General features: G+C 59.4%; 19 protein-coding genes and 1 tRNA gene. 16 read left to right on the top strand and 4 right to left on the bottom strand.

The genetic code is table 11. From position 1 onward, the window contains the following. Together BUA42_RS02745 and BUA42_RS02750 are read left to right on the top strand one after the other, a co-directional pair. The gene (locus BUA42_RS02745) at window positions 1-1,044 is read left to right on the top strand and encodes a tyrosine-type recombinase/integrase (RefSeq protein WP_218588601.1); all 1,044 of its coding nucleotides are present in this window, start codon (window positions 1-3) and stop codon (window positions 1,042-1,044) included. Beyond that, on the top strand, window positions 1,041-1,646 hold the full coding sequence (locus tag BUA42_RS02750; RefSeq protein ID WP_072776148.1) for a hypothetical protein: 606 nt from the start codon (window positions 1,041-1,043) through the stop codon (window positions 1,644-1,646). Before BUA42_RS02745 ends, BUA42_RS02750 begins: the two co-directional genes overlap by 4 nt. A gap of 285 nt (window positions 1,647-1,931) precedes the next feature. Here the strand turns inward: BUA42_RS02750 and BUA42_RS02755 are convergent, their stop codons facing one another. Together BUA42_RS02755 and BUA42_RS02760 are read right to left on the bottom strand one after the other, a co-directional pair. Then, the gene (locus BUA42_RS02755; RefSeq protein ID WP_072776149.1) at window positions 1,932-2,720 is read right to left on the bottom strand and encodes a hypothetical protein; all 789 of its coding nucleotides are present in this window, start codon (window positions 2,718-2,720) and stop codon (window positions 1,932-1,934) included. 301 nt (window positions 2,721-3,021) lie between these two features. Further along, a complete protein-coding gene (locus BUA42_RS02760; RefSeq protein ID WP_072776150.1) occupies window positions 3,022-3,798 on the bottom strand; it encodes a transporter substrate-binding domain-containing protein in 777 nt (258 codons plus the stop codon). A gap of 128 nt (window positions 3,799-3,926) precedes the next feature. Here BUA42_RS02760 and BUA42_RS02765 point away from each other — a divergent pair, with 128 nt between their 5' ends. The 3 genes from BUA42_RS02765 to BUA42_RS02775 are packed head-to-tail and all read left to right on the top strand — an operon-like array spanning window position 3,927 to window position 5,817. Next, entirely contained in the window at window positions 3,927-4,667 is a 741-nt protein-coding gene (locus tag BUA42_RS02765; protein WP_072776151.1) for an amino acid ABC transporter ATP-binding protein, read from the top strand. Between the two features lie 11 nt (window positions 4,668-4,678). Continuing rightward, on the top strand, window positions 4,679-5,449 hold the full coding sequence (locus tag BUA42_RS02770; RefSeq protein ID WP_072776152.1) for an amino acid ABC transporter permease: 771 nt from the start codon (window positions 4,679-4,681) through the stop codon (window positions 5,447-5,449). 11 nt (window positions 5,450-5,460) lie between these two features. After that, window positions 5,461-5,817: a carboxymuconolactone decarboxylase family protein gene (locus BUA42_RS02775; protein ID WP_072776153.1), complete on the top strand. Its 357-nt coding sequence runs from the start codon at window positions 5,461-5,463 to the stop codon at window positions 5,815-5,817. 9 nt (window positions 5,818-5,826) lie between these two features. Here BUA42_RS02775 and BUA42_RS02780 read toward each other — a convergent pair whose 3' ends face one another. Beyond that, window positions 5,827-6,411 (bottom strand): TetR/AcrR family transcriptional regulator, encoded by a 585-nt coding sequence (locus BUA42_RS02780; protein WP_072776709.1) that lies wholly within the window; start codon window positions 6,409-6,411, stop codon window positions 5,827-5,829. A gap of 96 nt (window positions 6,412-6,507) precedes the next feature. Here BUA42_RS02780 and BUA42_RS02785 point away from each other — a divergent pair, with 96 nt between their 5' ends. The 7 genes from BUA42_RS02785 (at window position 6,508) to BUA42_RS02815 (ending at window position 13,931) form a co-directional block, all read left to right on the top strand. Next, a complete protein-coding gene (locus tag BUA42_RS02785; protein WP_072776154.1) occupies window positions 6,508-6,789 on the top strand; it encodes a hypothetical protein in 282 nt (93 codons plus the stop codon). A 75-nt stretch (window positions 6,790-6,864) separates the two neighbouring features. Next, entirely contained in the window at window positions 6,865-8,151 is a 1,287-nt protein-coding gene (locus tag BUA42_RS02790; RefSeq protein ID WP_072776155.1) for a homoserine dehydrogenase, read from the top strand. Window positions 8,152-8,234: 83 nt separating this feature from the next. Then, window positions 8,235-9,200, top strand: a complete 966-nt coding sequence (gene glpX / locus BUA42_RS02795; RefSeq protein ID WP_072776156.1) for a class II fructose-bisphosphatase — start codon at window positions 8,235-8,237, stop codon at window positions 9,198-9,200. A 10-nt stretch (window positions 9,201-9,210) separates the two neighbouring features. Further along, window positions 9,211-10,962 (top strand): single-stranded-DNA-specific exonuclease RecJ, encoded by a 1,752-nt coding sequence (gene recJ, locus BUA42_RS02800; protein WP_072776157.1) that lies wholly within the window; start codon window positions 9,211-9,213, stop codon window positions 10,960-10,962. Window positions 10,963-11,096: 134 nt separating this feature from the next. After that, window positions 11,097-11,171: transfer RNA gene (locus tag BUA42_RS02805), tRNA-Glu, on the top strand. A gap of 54 nt (window positions 11,172-11,225) precedes the next feature. Then, window positions 11,226-12,623, top strand: a complete 1,398-nt coding sequence (locus BUA42_RS02810; protein ID WP_072776158.1) for a trypsin-like peptidase domain-containing protein — start codon at window positions 11,226-11,228, stop codon at window positions 12,621-12,623. A gap of 3 nt (window positions 12,624-12,626) precedes the next feature. After that, window positions 12,627-13,931, top strand: coding sequence for a replication-associated recombination protein A (locus BUA42_RS02815; RefSeq protein WP_072776159.1), 1,305 nt, complete (start codon window positions 12,627-12,629; stop codon window positions 13,929-13,931). 3 nt (window positions 13,932-13,934) lie between these two features. On the opposite strand, the gene BUA42_RS02820 is transcribed toward BUA42_RS02815, so the two are convergent. Further along, entirely contained in the window at window positions 13,935-15,341 is a 1,407-nt protein-coding gene (locus BUA42_RS02820) for a multicopper oxidase family protein (protein WP_245818944.1), read from the bottom strand. 60 nt (window positions 15,342-15,401) lie between these two features. On the opposite strand from BUA42_RS02820, the gene crcB reads away from it, so the two are divergent. From crcB to BUA42_RS02840, 4 genes are read left to right on the top strand one after another with little or no spacing between them, the layout of a single operon-like run. Beyond that, the gene (gene crcB, locus BUA42_RS02825; RefSeq protein ID WP_072776160.1) at window positions 15,402-15,782 is read left to right on the top strand and encodes a fluoride efflux transporter CrcB; all 381 of its coding nucleotides are present in this window, start codon (window positions 15,402-15,404) and stop codon (window positions 15,780-15,782) included. Further along, window positions 15,779-16,822, top strand: a complete 1,044-nt coding sequence (locus BUA42_RS02830; protein ID WP_072776161.1) for an RluA family pseudouridine synthase — start codon at window positions 15,779-15,781, stop codon at window positions 16,820-16,822. Before crcB ends, BUA42_RS02830 begins: the two co-directional genes overlap by 4 nt. Beyond that, a complete protein-coding gene (locus tag BUA42_RS02835; RefSeq protein ID WP_072776162.1) occupies window positions 16,819-17,499 on the top strand; it encodes an HAD-IA family hydrolase in 681 nt (226 codons plus the stop codon). The genes BUA42_RS02830 and BUA42_RS02835 overlap by 4 nt, the downstream gene beginning before the upstream one ends. Further along, window positions 17,496-18,206, top strand: coding sequence for an ATP12 family chaperone protein (locus tag BUA42_RS02840; RefSeq protein WP_072776163.1), 711 nt, complete (start codon window positions 17,496-17,498; stop codon window positions 18,204-18,206). The genes BUA42_RS02835 and BUA42_RS02840 overlap by 4 nt, the downstream gene beginning before the upstream one ends. Window positions 18,207-18,327: the final 121 nt, after the last annotated feature.

Raw genomic sequence — 18,327 nt, forward strand, 5'->3', positions numbered from 1 at the left:
TTGCCATTTGCGCAATGGCCGGAAGCAGACCGTCAAATGTGGACGGACCTTATGGCACTATCCGGACCGTTGGATAGCGGGGGACAACTCGCGCATCTGAGAGAAACCTCGCGCACGCCCCTTCAAAACCATTACGGCCGTTGGCTGAAGTGGCTCGCGGTTTCCGATCCAGCCTCTTTGGACGAGATGCCTGTGAGGCGCGCGAGTATTGACCGCTGGCGGAGTTGGCTAAAGGCTCTGTCCCACACCCGTCCTATGACGCAATGGTCTTTTGTGCATGATACAGTACGCCTGCTTCGGGCTGCGCATCCAAATGCCAACTGGCGGGACCACAAACAACTGGTCAAACACTTGCGGCGTCAGGCGGGACAGGGGGATCGCACACGGAAAGCTGGCAGGGTTCTGGGCAGCCATGTCCTTCTTCAAGCGGGCCTGCGACACGCAATAGATGGGGCTGAAGACGCACCCACCGAAATCGACGCGCTTAAACGACAACGCGATGGAACGATGGTGGCCTTTCTCGCGCTCATGCCCATAAGACGGCGGGCCGTTGTCAGTCTAACCATTGGCACGTCTATCCTCTTTGGTGCCGATGGTATCGAGATCGTCCTGTCGGAAGACCTTACGAAAACAGGTGTGCCTTGGGAGGCGCAAGTGCCCCAGGAGATCGAACCGCTGATGCGCAGATATGCTGACGACACGCGGCCAAGACTCATGGCAGCTCGCAAAGAAACGCATGATTGGCTGTGGGTTAATGATCGCGGTGCCCCGTATCACTTGAACTACTTCGGAAACAGAATTGGTCGTATCACACAGGACCTTCTAGGAGTGCGCGTCACGCCACATCTGTTCCGCGACGCGGCCGCCACCACGCTATCGCGGCACTCGCCTGATGCTGCGAAGCTTATCCCGCCGGTCTTGTCACATTCCAGCAATCTCACCTCACAGAAGCATTACATCCACGCCGGAAGCATTGAGGCCGGGCGGGGATTGATGGACGTGATCAACCAGCTGAAAACAAGCAAAGCAGAATTCAACCAATGATGTGGAACCGAGGACACGACATCTTCAAGAAGGCATGTGCCTCTTCCCTCCAGCGCATATTCGCAACCCGCATCGCCATTTCCCTCAGGGGCATATTTGTGCTGGTCTACAGTGTCTTGGCATTACTTCTGCCTTCGAGTGCGTCAGCTTGGACATATCTTGGAACGGTTGGGGGTGAAATTGCCTTCCCGACAGACGTTTACGTCGACTGGGACACATACAATGCCCTCGACGGTGATGTCTTCGCCGTCGATACACTCAGTGTGTATCCTCACACCATTGCAGGCATTGATTTTTTCGATGATGAAAGCGGTCAGGTCTATGACCTTAGGTACCCGCACCGGTCATATCTCACCGAAGCCTTGTTTGACTGTGAGGAAAGTACAGTCACGCTCATGCGAACGGTGTACTATTCGGGTTCAAGACCGTCCCCCAGTGGCGAAGTGTTCAACATGATTGAAGATAATGTGGCGTTTCTTCCAGTAGGGCTGCTTCAACTCGGAGAAACGACCGTTCTCGATCTGGTCTGTGCGGCCATAAAAGAGAACGAGGGACAGCCGAGTTTGATGGTCTCGGTGAACCTCATCTCGTCACGCAGATGAGTTCGCAAGAAGGAACTCTTTCATCAACTCTATAAAAGTCCTCGGACTGGACGAAGGAACAGTCTTCCTGAAGACAAGATTTGGCTGCCTACCGCGGCCTTAGCTTTGCATTCACATCTAGGGTTATCCCGCCACCAGTATCTTGGGTCCGCCAATTTATCTATCATGAATTGGAATTCTTTGGGGGGCTGATTGGGGGGCTCTAACAGAGTGTCGGCATATTTCACATAAATTTCAATAATGTTTGGTGCGCACCGCCCGCACCACCGCAACCGTATTCAGTGCTCACATGTTGTTGGGTGTAGGCAACTCCGGCAATTCAAGATGTGTGTGCACTCTGACTTCGCCCGCTTCTGACATGGAGACTACGCGCAAATACGGGGCGCCGGCTTCTGGTGCGGAAACGTGATCTTGTGCGATGCCGGCGACCACCGTACCGTTTCCGGGGTTTTCTGCATACTCTTTGATCAAGTTACTTCTGAACCTGCATTGATAACTATTGCAGATGTTGGCCCGAACCGAGCGCATTAGTGTGCAGCCCGCATTACCGTGATAAACGCAACTGTTGACGATACTGCGTTCTGGCAAGTGAGACATATACAAGTCGAAGATGTCTTCTGCATTCATCTCGGGATTCTGCCAGCGCACGTAGTCGATTGTTTCTTTCTCTAGAAACGCTTGAGTATTGCGACCGTGCAGACAACAGTCGCCTTGGCACGCGATACAGGCCGCATCGAGAACGCGGAGTTCCGGCTCTTCATCCGCCAATCGTTCGGCGTAGTCTGGATCCTTCTCTGGCGGCGCGGGAGGGCCCTCGTCAGCATGTGTCTCTGCGAAACTGTCGGATATCACGGATCGGACGTGGTTCTGGAATTCCGCTTTTCGCTCCGGTGGCAGGTAATCACAGGGTAGGCCAATGTAGGGCGCGATGGCGGACGCGACCGGGGTGTCTTCTGAGTGACCGGCCTCACGCTTTGCCTGTTCGATCACCCCGCGCGTGCGCGTTTCGGAGATTTTTATGTATGTCTCAAAACGTTGCTCGACGCGTCTTGCAGCTTCCCCGGCTTCTTTCACTCGTCGTTGTGTGACACAGGTTTGGCGGGAACAGAATTCTGCGGACGCAGTATCTTCTTCGGTCAAGGAAAGCCCACAGGCTTGGCACACATTGCCGAAGACTGCGGGTCGATGAACATGAACGTGAGGCTGCATCGCTAAGCTCTTTCCAAAGCACAAATGAAATACGTATCAATGCAAATAAGCCTAAAGGCGCATGGCGCTGAAGACCACTCATTTGGCGGAGCGTTTGAAAGCTTACGCGTAGAAAAGAAAAAACCGGCCCGCGGGCCGGTTCCTCAATCGGTAGCTGTTGAACGCCTCACAGGCCCCATTTTGCAGCGGTTTCTTCGAAGAACCCTTGGGCTTTCTTCAGTTCGATCCAGCTGTTGACGTAGTTGATCCAAACCTGATCATCCTGCGGCAGAAGCATTGCAATGGGTGTCGGTGCGCGCGGGCCGTCGGTTTCGATCTGGCGCAAGTTGGGGAACTTGGTGAGCAGGGTGGAGCCTTCGATGTTCGACGTCACGAACACGTCGGACCGTCCCGACAGCACTTCCTGAAATCCCCGAGCGGGAGCTTCGACGACGGTGATTTCGGCATCCGGGAACCAGTCTCGCACCATCTTTTCAAAGCTGGTGCCAAGCGTTGTGGCCACTTTGACATCGGCTTGGTTGATCGAGTCCCAGCCCGAGAAACGGTCGATCTTGTCATCTGTTGTGAACGGGAAGATCTCGACCGAAATGTAGCTGTCGGAATAGCCAGCCGCCTTGAGACGTGCCGGGCTGATCGAGGCCGATCCCGTCATGTGATAGTTGCCCGCAACCACACCGTTGACCAGCGTCTTCCAGTCGGTGGCGACGAATTCAAGTTCTACACCAAGGTCTTCTGCAAGCTGTGTCATCACGTCGATGTCATAGCCGACATAGGTGTTTGTGGCGGGGTCGCGGACCGACATAGGGTTCCAGTCACCGGTCGTGCCGACCTTGAGCACGCCTTCGCTCAGAATGTCCTGCAAGGCGGATTGGGCCGAGGCGGGTGCGGCGAGCAACGACACGGCAAATGCCGCCGCCAAACCGATAGATTTCAGAAAACGCATGGTTCTTCCCTTTTCGTGGATGTCTTGGTGAGGTTACATGGGGCGGAACGCTCTGACGGCCATCCCGGAAACGCAATCTGTGTTGCGCGCGCTATCTTGAGAGCACTGAAGATGGATCGGAGACGAAGATGAGGTCTGAGCGCGTCATAGACATATCTGCGCTGAACAAGTCTTTCGGCGACTTCCAGGTTCTGAAGACCGTCGATCTTGAGGTGGATCTTGGCGAGCGTATCGTCATTTGCGGACCTTCTGGATCAGGCAAGTCTACTCTAATCAGATGTGTAAATGGATTGGAACAGTATGATTCCGGCACACTTATCGTTGACGGCATCAATCTTGCTGATCCCGGCGGCGTGGACCGGGTCCGTTCCGAAGTTGGAATGGTATTCCAGCAATTCAACCTGTTTCCCCATCTGAGCGTCCTCGACAACCTGACGCTTGGCCCGATGAAAGCGCGCGGCCTCTCGCGGGCGGACGCCGAAGCGCTTGCGATGGAATACCTGGAACGTGTCCGGATTCCGGAACAGGCAAAGAAGCGACCTCGCGAATTGTCAGGAGGGCAGCAGCAACGCGTGGCAATTGCGCGGTCTTTGTGCATGAAGCCCAAGATCATGCTCTTCGACGAACCCACTTCGGCTCTGGACCCCGAGATGATTTCAGAGGTGCTCGATGTGATGGTCGAACTGGCGGAAGAGGGGATGACCATGTTGGTTGTCACACATGAGATGGGTTTTGCCCGCAAGGTGGCCGACCGGATGGTGTTCATGGACGCGGGTGAAATCGTTGAAACCGGCACGCCTTCAGTGGTCTTCGATGCACCAAAGTCGGCGCGCTTCCGCGCGTTTCTTGACAAGATCCTCCAGCATTGAGGCACGCGGCGATGATACGACCTTTCAAGGTTTGGGCGCTGCTTTTCGCTGTGCTGTTTGTGACCGGGTGCAGCGGCGGCGGCACCTGGGGCTGGTACGTGATCGACCCGAGCACCGAACAGGGCATGTCGAACGTCCGTTTCCTTGTCGGTGGCTTTTGGGCAACGATCCAGCTGTCTTTGATCGCTGCGGCCATGTCCATGATGATCGGACTTCTTGTTGCGTTGCCGGGCATGTCATCAAACCGCTGGATCCGCTTGCCCAGCCGCATCTACATCGAATTCATTCGCGCCATTCCGCTTTTGCCTATGCTATTCTGGGTATTCTACGGTTTGCCGGTGGTGATGCGATCAATGGGCGTTCCCATCAGCATCGATGCTTTCTGGGGTGCCATCATCACCCTCGCGATATCAGATTCTGCCTTCACCGCCGAGATTTACCGCGCGGGTATTCAATCCATTCCCAAAGGTCAGACCGAGGCCGCCCGGACCGTCGGGCTCAGCTACACGCAGACCATGCGCTACGTCGTTCTTCCGCAGGCGATCCGGCGCATTCTGCCACCCTTGGCGAACCAATTCATCTACATCGTCAAAATGTCCGCCTTTGCGTCCGTCATCGGGATGCAGGAACTCACGCGGCGCGCCAACGAGTTGGTGGTGACGGAATACCGACCGCTTGAAATCTATACGCTTTTGATCCTCGAATACCTCGTGCTGGTGCTCATCATCAGTTTCTTCGTGCGGTGGCTGGAACGAAAAATGGGCTCGGACGAGAGCCGTTAAGGGAGAGACATATGAGTTGGTCGGACTTCATGAGCGATACGGTCGCGCGCATTGGCAGGTTGCAGAAGGAAACCCCCGATACGATGGCGGGGTTCAACATGATGGGCAAATCCGCAAAGACCAATGGCGCTTTGTCTGAGAAGACCAAGGAACTGATCGCTTTGGGAATTGCGATTTCTACACGCTGCGACAGCTGCATTGCGTTTCACGTCAAATCGCTGGTTCGGCTGAAGACCACGCGCGAGGAATTCTGCGAAGCGCTGGCGATGATCGCGTATATGGGCGGCGGTCCTTCGGTGGCGTTCAGCGCGAAGGCTTTGGAGGCATTCGATGAGTTCACCGGCGGCGCGCCGGGCAAATCGGTATGACCTTGTTCGTCATGTGACCGCTTTGCGCACCATGTCCCAATAGATCGTTTCGACCTCTTCCTGGGACAGCCGCCCGCCGCTGCGATACCAGGTGTTCACGCCCGTCAACATTGCGATGATCGCAAGCGTGGTGATCTTTGTATCCGCGACGTGAAAAACGCCCTGTTCCCGTCCATCGCGCAGGATGTCTTCCAGCTCGCTCTCGTAGGCGCCGCGCAGGTCTTCGATGATTTTGAAATTCTCGGCGGTGAGATTGCGCAATTCCATGTAGGAAATGAAAACCGCCTCGGGCCGGTCAAGGTGGAAGCCGATGTGAAAACGCGTGAATGTTTCCAACCGGTCTTCCGGAGTGTCGGGCTTTTTCAGTGCTGCGCGGGCGGTAAGCAAATCGTCCATGTGCCCCTTGAGCAAATCAAAGAGAAGTGACTGCTTGTCCGGTGTGTAATTGTAAAGCGCACCGGCCTGAACGCCCACTTCTTTTGCGATCTGGCGCATGGATACGGCCGCGTAGCCATGTTGCGCAAACAAGCGCAGTGCTGCCTCGCGGATGCGGGGGCCGGTGATATCGGAATGAGATCCAGCAGTGCGCGCCATGCCAGTCAGCGTAACTGAACAAGCGTTCAAATCAAGCCTGCGGTTGCGCAGGTCTTTTCTGTGCGGCATGACGGTAGGGCAGGAGGTGTGGTGCGGATGTGGCGTGGCGTAATCATCGTGGTCGTTTCTCTCTCCGCCTGTGCGGAGTTTCCGGACGTGGACGCCGCTTTGGCCAAAGGCGATGCGACGCGCGACTACCCTGCGCTTCTTCCGTTTGAACAGCTCTTGAACGCGGAAGAGCCGCGATTGGCCGACACCGATGACGAAGCGCTGCGTGCACGCGCCGACGCCTTGCGTGGGCGCGCGGATGCGTTGCGTGGGCCGGTGATCGATGGCAACACACGCGGGCGCATGGCCGATGGTGTCCGCCAACCCTGACGCGCCCCGTTGCAGCAACCCGTCCAAGGCGCTATTGCGAGCCAAATCACGCCGGTTTGCAAAAGGAAACACCCCATGACTGAACCATTGCGCCTTGGAATTGCGGGTCTGGGGACCGTCGGGGCAGGCGTTGTTAAGATCGTGCGCCAGAAGGCGGGCCTTCTTGAAGCGCGTGGCGGACGTCCGATCGCAATCTCCGCCGTTTGCGCCCGCAACCGGGCCAAGGATCGCGGCGTTTCTCTCGACTGCTACGACTGGGAAGACGATCCGGTCGCATTGGCGCAGCGCGACGATGTCGACGTGTTCGTTGAACTCATGGGGGGAAGCGACGGCCCGGCAAAGGCTGCCACCGAGGCGGCGTTGAAAGCGGGTAAGGACGTGGTCTCGGCCAATAAGGCGCTGCTTGCGCATCACGGGCAAGCGCTCGCGCAAGCTGCGGAAGCCTCCGGCGCTGTGTTGCGCTTCGAAGCGGCTGTTGCCGGTGGGATCCCGGTTGTGAAAGCGCTGACCGAAGGGCTTGCCGGAAACGATATCGAACGCGTCATGGGCGTGATGAACGGAACCTGCAATTACATCCTGACGCGGATGGAGTCGGCAGGTCTGACCTATGAACAGGCCTTCGCCGAAGCCGATGGCTTGGGCTACCTCGAAGCCGACCCGAACCTTGACGTCGGCGGCATTGATGCTGGCCACAAGCTCTCGCTTTTGGCCTCGATCGCCTTTGGCACGCAGGTGGCCTTTGATGATGTGGAGCTTGAAGGCATAGGCCGCGTAAGCATCGAAGACATCCGTCAGGCAGCGGACATGGGCTACAAGGTCAAGCTGCTCGGTGTTTGCCAGATGAGCGGCCGTGGCTTGGAGCAACGGATGTCACCCTGCCTTGTGCCGGCATTGTCTCCACTGGGTCAGCTGGAAGGGGGCACCAATATGGTCGTCATCGAGGGCGATCAGGTTGGCCAGATCGTTCTGCGCGGAGCCGGAGCAGGTGAAGGCCCGACCGCGAGCGCTGTGTTGGGTGACGTGCTCGATATCGCGCGCGGCACGCGCGTGTCGACCTTTGGCCAACTTTCGGACAAGCTGGTCAAGGCGGAACCAGCCAAGACATCGACACCGGCACCCTATTACTTGCGGATGAGTCTGCTCGACAAACCCGGCGCGCTGGCGAAGGTCGCGGCGGTTCTGGGCGAAGCCGGCGTGTCGATCAATCGCATGCGTCAGCGCAGCCACGAACAGGACACGGCGCCTGTCCTGATCGTAACGCACAAAACCACGCGCGCCGCGCTGGATGAAGCGCTGTGTGCGATGAAGGGGACTGGCGTGGTCGAAGGCGAACCGGTGGCGCTGCGCATCGAACAGGTCTGACGCAGATAGCGCAATCAACCTTGTCACTCCGAAGCCCCGCGCTTAACACGCTAGGGACTGACCCATTCTGATCGGAGACCCTTATGACCACGCGCACTGACTTCAATGACCGTATGTTGTCCCTCGGTCTGGCGCGTGTGGCCGAACAGGCGGCCATCGCAACGGTAGATCTTATTGGTCGTGGTGATGAAAAAGCCGCGGATCAGGCTGCGGTCAATGCAATGCGCCAACAGCTCAACATGCTCGATATCGCGGGTGTGGTTGTCATCGGCGAAGGCGAACGCGACGAAGCGCCGATGCTATATATCGGCGAAGAAGTGGGGACCGGAAACGGGCCTGGCGTCGATATCGCTCTTGACCCGCTCGAAGGCACCACGTTGACCGCCAAGGACATGCCCAATGCTCTGACTGTGATCGCGATGGGACCACGTGGGTCCATGTTGCATGCGCCGGACGTCTACATGGACAAGCTGGCCATCGGTCCGGGATTCGCCTCCGATCTTGTGACGCTCGACATGTCGCCGCGCGAGCGGGTCGCAGCACTGGCCAAGGTCAAGGGATGCCGCGAGCGTGACATCACGGTCTGCGTTCTCGAACGTCCGCGCCACGAAGACATGATCTCGGAAATCCGCTCCACCGGTGCCGCGATCCGACTGATCACCGATGGCGACGTGGCAGGTGTCATGCATTGCGCGGAACCACACCTGACCGGCATCGACATGTATATGGGCACCGGCGGCGCCCCGGAAGGCGTGCTGGCGGCGGCGGCCTTGAAATGCATGGGCGGGCAAATCCAGGGTCGCCTTCTGTTCCGCAACGACGATGAACGCGCCCGTGCCGATAAGGCCGGGATCACCGATCTCGACAAGATCTACACCCGCGACGATATGGTGACCGAAGACGTCATCTTCGCGGCGACCGGCGTAACAACCGGGTCGCTTGTGGCCGGTATCAAGCGTGAAATCGGGTACTACACGACCGAAACGCTCCTCATGCGCTCCAAGACTGGATCGGTGCGTCGGATGACCTATCGCAACCCGATGCAGTGATGGCAGCACCGTGACCGGCTATCTGGGCGTAGAACGGTCCTTGACCGGACGGCGCTGGGTGGGGCCATCCCCCGATGTAACGCGGCATGCCGAAGCTCTTGTTCAGCAAAGCGGGTTGCCTCAGGCCTTGTGTCAAACACTTGCCCGGCTGGGCGTACCGGCTGCTGAAGTCGAGACCTATCTCGAACCCACGCTGCGCGCGCTCTTGCCTGACCCGCGGTCCTTGCGCGATATGGAGCGGGCGGCAAGCCGTCTTGTGGCGGCGGTGAGCCAACGCCAGCGCATTGCGATCTTTGCCGATTACGATGTGGATGGCGGGGCCTCGGCCGCGCTGTTGATCGACTGGCTACGGCAGATGGATCGAACCGCGACGCTGTACGTCCCGGATCGCATCGACGAAGGCTACGGCCCAAACGAACCCGCGATGGCGGCTTTGGCCCGAGACCACGATCTGATCATATGCGTCGATTGCGGAACACTCTCACACGGGCCGATTGCGGCAGCAGAAGGGGCAGATGTCGTCGTTCTTGACCACCACCTTGGTGGTGAAACCCTTCCAGACGCTTTTGCCGTGGTGAATCCAAACCGTCAGGACGAAGACGGCGCAATGGCGCATCTTTGCGCTGCGGCGGTCGTTTTCCTTTGCCTCGTGGAAGCGGGGCGGCAATTGCGAGAGGCCGCGACGCAGGGCCCCGATCTGATGCAAATGCTCGATCTCGTGTCTCTTGCCACGGTGGCCGACGTGGCGCCACTCAAGGGGGTGAACCGGGCGTTGGTGCGGCAGGGGCTTAAGATCATGGCACAGCGCGCCCGGCCCGGATTGGTGGCGCTTTGCGATGTGGGACGATTGGAAACGGCTCCGAAATCCTATCACCTTGGGTTTGTTCTTGGCCCTCGGGTCAACGCGGGTGGGCGGATCGGCAAAGCTGACCTCGGCGCGCGGCTGTTGTCCTGCACCGATCCGCACGAGGCCAGGGCCATGGCCGAACGACTGGACGCGCTCAACACAGAACGTCGCGACATTGAAGAGGCGGTGCGCGCGCAAGCACTGGAGCAGGCCGAGGCACGCGGCCTTGACGCGCCGCTTGTCTGGGCTGCAGGTGAGGGCTGGCATCCCGGCGTCGTTGGCATCGTTGCGTCCCGCCTCAAGGAACTCACCAACCGTCCCTCGATTGTGATCGGCTTCGACGGGGACGATGGAAAAGGTTCGGGCCGGTCGGTCAGCGGCATTGACCTTGGCGCATCGATCCAGCGTCTGACGCACGAAGGTCTGTTGCAAAAGGGCGGGGGTCACAAAATGGCGGCGGGCTTGTCTCTGAGCCGTGCGCAACTGGAACCCGCGATGGCGCGGCTGGCGGAACTTCTGGCAAAACAAGGGGCTGACACACTTGGTGCGTCCGACCTGCGCCTTGACGGCCCCCTCATGCCCGGCGCTGCCACATCCGAGCTTGTGGACCAGCTGGAAACTGCGGGCCCCTTCGGCGCAGGCGCCGCCGCACCGCGGTTCGCCTTTCCGGATGCTCAGATCGCCTTTGCCAAACGCGTTGGCAGCAGCCACCTGAAGCTAAGCTTTGGCGACGGACTGGGTCCCCGGCTCGATGCCATCTGCTTCGGTGCCTTCGACGGCCCACTTGGACCCGCGCTTGAGCAGAATGGTGGAGCGCGATTCCATCTGGCGGGGCGGTTAGAGATCAACGAATGGGGCGGTCGCCGCGCGGTTCAACTTCGCCTTGAAGACGCGGCGCCTGCTACAGTGACATAGGAGTAAGTATCTGAAATGAAAAATTTTTCGTAAGCTTGCCATCCACCATCCGCTGGTACCAAAAATCCATCCGGATTGTTGAATTTCCACTTGCATGGCTCCGCCGCTTTGCCTAAACACCGCTCACCAAGCGTGGCCCGTTCGTCTATCGGTTAGGACGCCAGGTTTTCAACCTGGAAAGAGGGGTTCGATTCCCCTACGGGCTGCCACTTCTCCTCCGCTCAAGACTTGCAAATGGTCCCGTCGCTCGACATATCCGAGCCATGGGTGCGAAATATCTCACTATCGCTTTCATTCTGGCCTCTATCGCTTTGCCGGCGACAGTTCGGGCGGAAGATATACCCCGCGTGCCGACCTCTCAGTCAGAGATCAACCTGTCCTTCGCGCCTCTGGTCAAAGAGGCGGCACCGGCTGTCGTGAACATCTACGCCCGGCGTATCGTGCAGTCGCGGCGCAGCCCGTTTGCAGGCGATCCATTCTTCGGGAATTTCTTCCGCGATTTCGGCACGACGCGGCCTCGGGTGCAGAACTCGCTTGGCTCCGGGGTGATCGTCTCGTCGGACGGGTTTGTCGTGTCCAATTACCACGTGGTTGGGCAGGCCGACGAAATTCGCGTTGTCCTGAACGACCGGCGCGAGTTCGAAGCGCGCGTCTTGATTGGTGATGAGGAGTCCGACCTCGCCATTCTCAAGATCGACGCGCTGGACATGCCGTATCTTCCCCTGCGCAACAGCGACACGGTTGAGGTCGGCGAACTTGTTCTTGCTATCGGCAACCCGTTTGGCGTGGGCCAGACCGTGTCCTCGGGCATCGTTTCCGGCCTGGCCCGGTCCGGGACAGCGGCGGGCAATGCGCGGGGATACTTCATCCAGACCGACGCGCCGATCAATCCCGGGAACTCTGGCGGCGCGCTGATCGACATTGCCGGTCGGCTGATCGGGATCAATACGTCGATCCTGACGCGCTCTGGTGGATCGAATGGGATCGGTTTTGCCATCCCGGCAGCACTGGTGGAACAGTTCCTGGCACAGGCGCGTGACGGGAAGACACGGTTCGAACGACCCTGGGCTGGAGTGACAGGTCAATCGGTCGATGCGGATCTTTCGGATGGCTTGGGGCTTTTGCGCCCGGAAGGCGTTGTTCTGACGGCGTTGCACCGCGCCAGCCCGCTGGCGCAGGCGGGCATGGCGGTGGGCGATGTTGTCGTCGAAGTGGCCGGACAGCCGGTCAACACACCCGCTGAGATGCTGTTTCGGATGTCCGTTCAGGGGTTGGGGCAGGAGGTCGACATGGCCTTTCTTCGCGACGGAGATCTCGCCCGCGCCAAGGTGGCCCTGATTGCGCCGCCGGAGGACCCGCCACGCGATACTCGCACCCTGTCCGACCGCGAGGTCCTGGCAGGAATGGAAGTCGCACAGGTGAATCCCGCTGTCATGGCCGAACTGGGTCTGCCAATGAATGCGGAGGGTGTTGTGGTCATCAATCCCGGGCCTGTGGCTCCGCGTGTCGGTCTGCGGCGCGGCGACGTTCTTCGCCAAATCGACCGGCAGGTCATCCAGAGCACTGACGAGGTTGGCCCGGCCTTGCGCCGTGCCGCACCCAATGTGGGCATCGAAGTGGAACGGGGCGGCCAACGCGTGATCTTGCGGTTCCGGGCCTGAACGGTGGCGGACCTGTTTGATTCCGAGGACCTGTCGAAAGAGGCACCGCGTCCTTTGGCAGATCGCCTGCGCCCGAAGTCACTGTCCGAAGTGATCGGCCAGCGGCAGGTGATCGGACAGGATGCGCCCCTGACCGTCATGCTGGAAGCTGGAAGCCTCGGATCGGTGGTGTTCTGGGGGCCGCCGGGCGTAGGGAAGACCACCATCGCCCGACTTCTTGCGGATGAGACCGACCTGCATTTTGTCCAGATCAGTGCAATCTTTTCCGGCGTGCCGGAACTGCGCAAGGTGTTTGAAGCCGCCAAGCAACGCCGCAAGGCGGGGAAGGGGACGCTTCTGTTTGTTGACGAAATCCATCGCTTCAACAAGGCGCAGCAGGACAGCTTTCTTCCGCATATGGAGGATGGGACGATCCTCCTCGTTGGTGCGACCACCGAAAACCCGTCATTTGAATTGAACGCGGCTTTGCTGAGCCGCGCCCAGGTCTTGGTGCTGGAGCGTCTGGACCTCGCCGATCTCGAACGCCTTGCGCAGCGCGCCGAAGTGGAGCTTGGCAAGACACTGCCGCTTGACGGTCCTGCACGCGAGAACCTGCTTGAAATGGCCGACGGGGACGGTCGGGCGCTTCTGAACCTGATCGAGCAGGTCATGGCATGGACCGTATCTGAGCCTCTGACCAGTCAGGCTCTGGGACAACGGCTGATGAAACGCGCGGCGCAGTACGACAAATCGGGCGACGCGCATTACAACCTGATCTCGGCCTTGCATAAATCGGTGCGTGGGTCCGATCCGGACGCGGCGCTCTATTGGTTTGCGCGCATGCTGGATGCCGGCGAAGACCCGCGATACCTCGCGCGTCGCATCACACGCATGTCGGTCGAAGACATCGGCTTGGCGGACCCGCAGGCACAGACGATTTGCTTGCAAAGCTGGGAGACGTTTGAACGATTGGGCAGTCCGGAAGGTGAATTGGCGATTGCGCAGGCCTTGGTGTATTTGGCGCTCGCGCCCAAATCGAATGCCACATACGTGGCCTACAAAGCCGCGCGTGCGGACGCCAAAAAGACCGGCTCACTCATTCCCCCGAAACACATCCTCAACGCGCCGACGCAGTTGATGAAGGATCAGGGGTATGGGTCAGGCTACGCCTATGATCACGACGCCGAAGACGGTTTTTCAGGGCAGGACTATTTCCCCGAAACGATGGATCGCCCCGAATACTACGCTCCGGTCGAGCGCGGGTTTGAGCGCGATCTGAAGAAACGGCTGGACTACTTTTCCAAGCTGCGATCCAAGCGCTCCAGCTAAACGCTACGCGGAGACGCGGATCCACGTTCCCATACCGGCCTGATGGTGGGCCAGCATGTGACAGTGGAACAGCCAGTCCCCCGGGTTGTGCGCCTGGAAAGCGATCTCACGCGTTTCCTGCGGGTTGAGCAGAATGGTGTCGCGCAGCGGCCCAAGCGATCCATCCGGCAGGACTTCGGCGAAATGTACCCCATGTAGGTGCATCGCATGCGGGAATGCGGTGTCATTGGCCATGCCGATGCGTACGCTCTCGCCCAGTTTCAGGTCGAGCAGAGGGTCTTCGGGGCGACCCGCCGTCCCGTTGAGCGCCCAAAAGAGCCCGCGCTGAGCCAGGTCTCTGGCACCAAGTTGCTCTCCGTCGACACTTGCCGCGCGCATGCCGCCCATCGCGCCGCCTTCGATCAACAAGGTCGCAGCGCGCGCGTTTTGCAGATCAATCGGGAAGTCCGGGTTGGCCGGAAGCGCGTCCGGTTTGGCCCGCTTTGGTGACGGGGCGCCCGAGACCGGGAAATGCGCAATCGCGTAGCCACCGTCGCGTTCGAAGGTGATCAGAAACGCCTCGTCATCGTCTGTTGTCACATCCACGATCAGATCCATGCGCTGCGCCGGAGCAAGCGTGATTTGGTCTGGAAGTTCTTGAGGGTCAGCCAAAGGCATCCCGTCCAACGCGACGATCCACCCTTCAAGGCCGGCCAGCCCAAGCGTGAAGATGCGCGAATTCGCAGCACTGATGAGCCGCAGACGAATGCGTTCGCCCCGTTTGATTGGGTACGCCGGATCGATCTGCCCATTCGCCAACCACAGATTGCCAATCCGGCCCGCGTGGCTGAGATCGTGGAAATTGCCGAACTCGCCGATCGTCCCATCCTGATTGAGACGGATATCGTCCAGAACAAGCGTCAGATCCTGGTCCACATCGGGCGGGTTGATCTCGTCGATGATCAGCGGCCCGTAAAGCCCGCGCTCGACCTGTTCCATGCTCTGTGCATGGCTGTGGTACCAATAGGTTCCGGCGTCCGGCAGATCGAATTCGTATGTGAAGGTTTCTCCCGGTTGGATTGGCGCTTGCGTGAGATAGGGAACGCCATCCATCGCGTTGTCGAGGCGGAGACCGTGCCAATGAACGGCGGTCGGCTGCGGCAAGTCGTTTACAACGTCAAGCGCCAGACGATCCCCCTGCCTCGCGCGCAGCGGCCGGCCGGGGAAGGCCGCGTCGAAACTCCAAAGCGTGGTCTCCGGATAACCGGCCGGAAGAATCTGCTGGCGATGCGTCGCCGCTGTGAGCACGTCCGGCGCCTGTTGCGACAACGCGGTACGCGGAAGAACGCCTGATGCAGCCAGTGTTCCTAGAAAGTGACGACGATGCACGGAATGGACCTCGCTCCTGACCCTGACAAGATGAAAGGTCACGTGCCAAAGCGCAATGGTGCATCGCTTGACATCCATAGGGCCGCGCGCGAGAGAGCCTGCATGTTGACCACCCTATCCCTTGTCGCGCTTGGCGGAGCCATTGGCGCGTGCCTCCGGTTTCTAGCCGGGGTCGGGATCCTGCGTCTGTTTGGTGCGGGTGACTTTCCTCTGGCGATCCTGACCGTGAACGTACTTGGGTCCTTTCTGATGGGGGCTTTCGTGGTCGCCGCAGCGCAACGTGGTCTGTCGCACATGTCGCCGTTCGTGATGACCGGCGTGCTTGGCGGGTTCACGACGTTCTCGGCCTTTTCGCTGGAGACGATGACATTGATCGAACGCGGTCAGATGGGGTCGGCAGCGCTCTATGTCGTACTCTCGGTCGGGTTGTCAGTGGGCGGATTGGCCCTTGGCCTGATGGCGGCACGGAGCGTCTTCGCATGAGCCGGGTGCAGAACATCACGGTTGGTCCGGGCGACGCGGATCAGCGACTGGATCGCTGGCTGAAACGGCTCTTCCCGCATCTGGGGCAGGGGCGCATCGAAAAGATGTGCCGCAAAGGCGAATTGCGTGTCGATGGCGGCCGGGTCAAGGCAAGTACGCGCTTGATGACAGGTCAGGATGTCCGCATCCCCCCGCTGCCTGAACCAGGAGAAGTTCAGGCGCGTCCGAAGCCGTCGGTTTCGGACAAAGACGCGGCCATGATGAAGTCCTTGGTTCTGTACCGTGACGATCACATCATCGCGCTGAACAAACCCGCTGGCTTGCCGACGCAAGGGGGCAGCAAACAGACACGGCACGTGGATGGCTTGGCCGAGGCTTTGACCTTTGGCTATGACGAGAAGCCCCGCCTCGTGCACCGGCTTGATAAGGATACGTCCGGAGTCCTTTTGCTGGCCCGCACACGCCAAGTGGCCGGTGCGTTGACCGAGGCGTTCCGGGCGCGCGAGACGCGCAAGATATACTGGGCCGCGGTTGCTGGCGTGCCATCGCCACAGATGGGCACAGTCAAATTCGGTTTGGTGAAGGCTCCGGGCCACGGTGCGGGTGGCGAGAATGAAAAGATGCGCTGCGTGCATCCGCGCGACGTAGCAACCACCGAGGGCGCGAAACACGCGACCACGGATTACGCTGTCCTCAGCGCTCTAGGCAAGCGAGCCGCGTGGGTTGCACTTGTTCCGGTCACAGGCCGCACGCATCAGCTGCGCGCGCATATGGCCGAGCTGGGCCATCCGATCATCGGTGACGGGAAGTATGGCGGGTCGAGCCAGGAAAACCTTGGCGATGGTTGGGGAGCCATGCTGGGCGGCGCGGTCAGCAAAAAATTGCACCTGCACGCCAGGTCGATTTCTCTCAAGCACCCTGTGACGGGTGCAAAACTGAATATCGTTGCGCCTTTGCCCGAGCATATGCAGCGCACCTGGGGTTTCGTTCAATGGGACGCGCGCGACGTGCCTGCCGACCCGTTCGAGGAACTTGAATGAGCGGACCGCTTCGGTTGGTGGTGTTCGATGTGGATGGGACGTTGGTGAACAGCCAGTCGCACATCCTCGTGTCGATGCGTCAGACCTTCGATGACCTTGCGCTGCCCGTACCGGAGGATCAGGCCATCCTCCAAGGGATCGGCCTGTCTCTTCCAGAATTGATGGCGAGGCTCGTGCCGGACGCCGATGCGAACGTTCACGAAGCTTTGGCCATAAGATACAAAGAGTTATCCTATGCGCGGCACGCCACGGTTGGACGGGACGCGGAGTCGCCGTTTTACCCGGGCATGCGTGACGTTTTGGAGCAGCTTCGCAAAGACGATTTCACCTTGCTGGCAACCGCGACCGGCAAATCGCGCCGTGGATTGAACCGAATGATCGCACACCATGGATTGCACGGTTATTTCCAGTCAACTCAGGTCGCCGACGACCATCCGTCGAAACCACATCCCTCGATGCTGCTTTCCGCACTGTCGGAAACCGGCGTCGATGCGGAGAATGCCATCATGATTGGCGACACGAGTTTTGACATGGCGATGGGCAAAGCGGCCGGAATGGCGACGATTGCGGTCAGTTGGGGGTATCACCCGATATCGCATCTGGCGGAAAATGCGATCGTGGAGTCAGCCGAAGACCTGATGACTGCTCTGAATCTGTGGATGGAGAGGTTGGCATGAGCGAATGGGCCCCGAAACGGTTCTGGAAAACGACGGAGACCACGCAGGTTGAGGGCGGGTTTGGCATTCTCTTGGACGGTCGCCCTGTCAGAACACCCGCGAAGGCGGCTCTCTACGTGCCAAGTGCTGCATTGGCCTCAAAGATCGCCATTGAGTTCGACGCACAGGAAGACCGGATCGACCCAACGACGATGCCGTTCACGCGCACGGCCAATGCTGCCGTCGACAAGGTCATGCTGCAACATGCTGAGGTTGCGGACATGTTGGCAGATTACGGCGACAGTGATTTGTTGTGTTACCGCGCCGACGCGCCAGAAGAACTGGTTGAGCGTCAAAACGCGCAGTGGGATCCGCTGCTCGACTGGGCGGCCGATGCGCTGGACGCCCGACTTGAAACACGCACAGGTGTCATTCACGCGGCGCAGGACCAAGCGATTCTGTCGCGCTTGCGCGAACGCGTGCACGCGCTGTCCGCATTCGAACTGGCGGCGTTTCACGATTTGGTGTCCATCAGCGGATCGCTGGTAATTGGATTTGCCGCCAAAATGCAGCATCGAAACCCCGAAGAGCTTTGGACAATCTCCCGGCTGGACGAGATTTGGCAGGAAGATCAATGGGGCGAGGATGAAGAGGCCGCTGAAATGGCCTTGGTCAAGAAAGATGCGTTTCTGCATGCGGCCGATTTCATGCGCTTGATCGAGTCGTAAAACCGGTGCTGACGCTGCGGAAACCAGAGGCATCTGTCCAAAAATTAGGCCAATCGGCTTGACCTCCGCGTCTGAATCCCCACAAAATCTCCGACACGAGGGGTAGGGTATTCCCTACTTT

The sequence above is a fragment of the Marivita hallyeonensis genome (genome assembly GCF_900129875.1).
In the GTDB taxonomy this organism is placed as follows: domain Bacteria; phylum Pseudomonadota; class Alphaproteobacteria; order Rhodobacterales; family Rhodobacteraceae; genus Marivita; species Marivita hallyeonensis.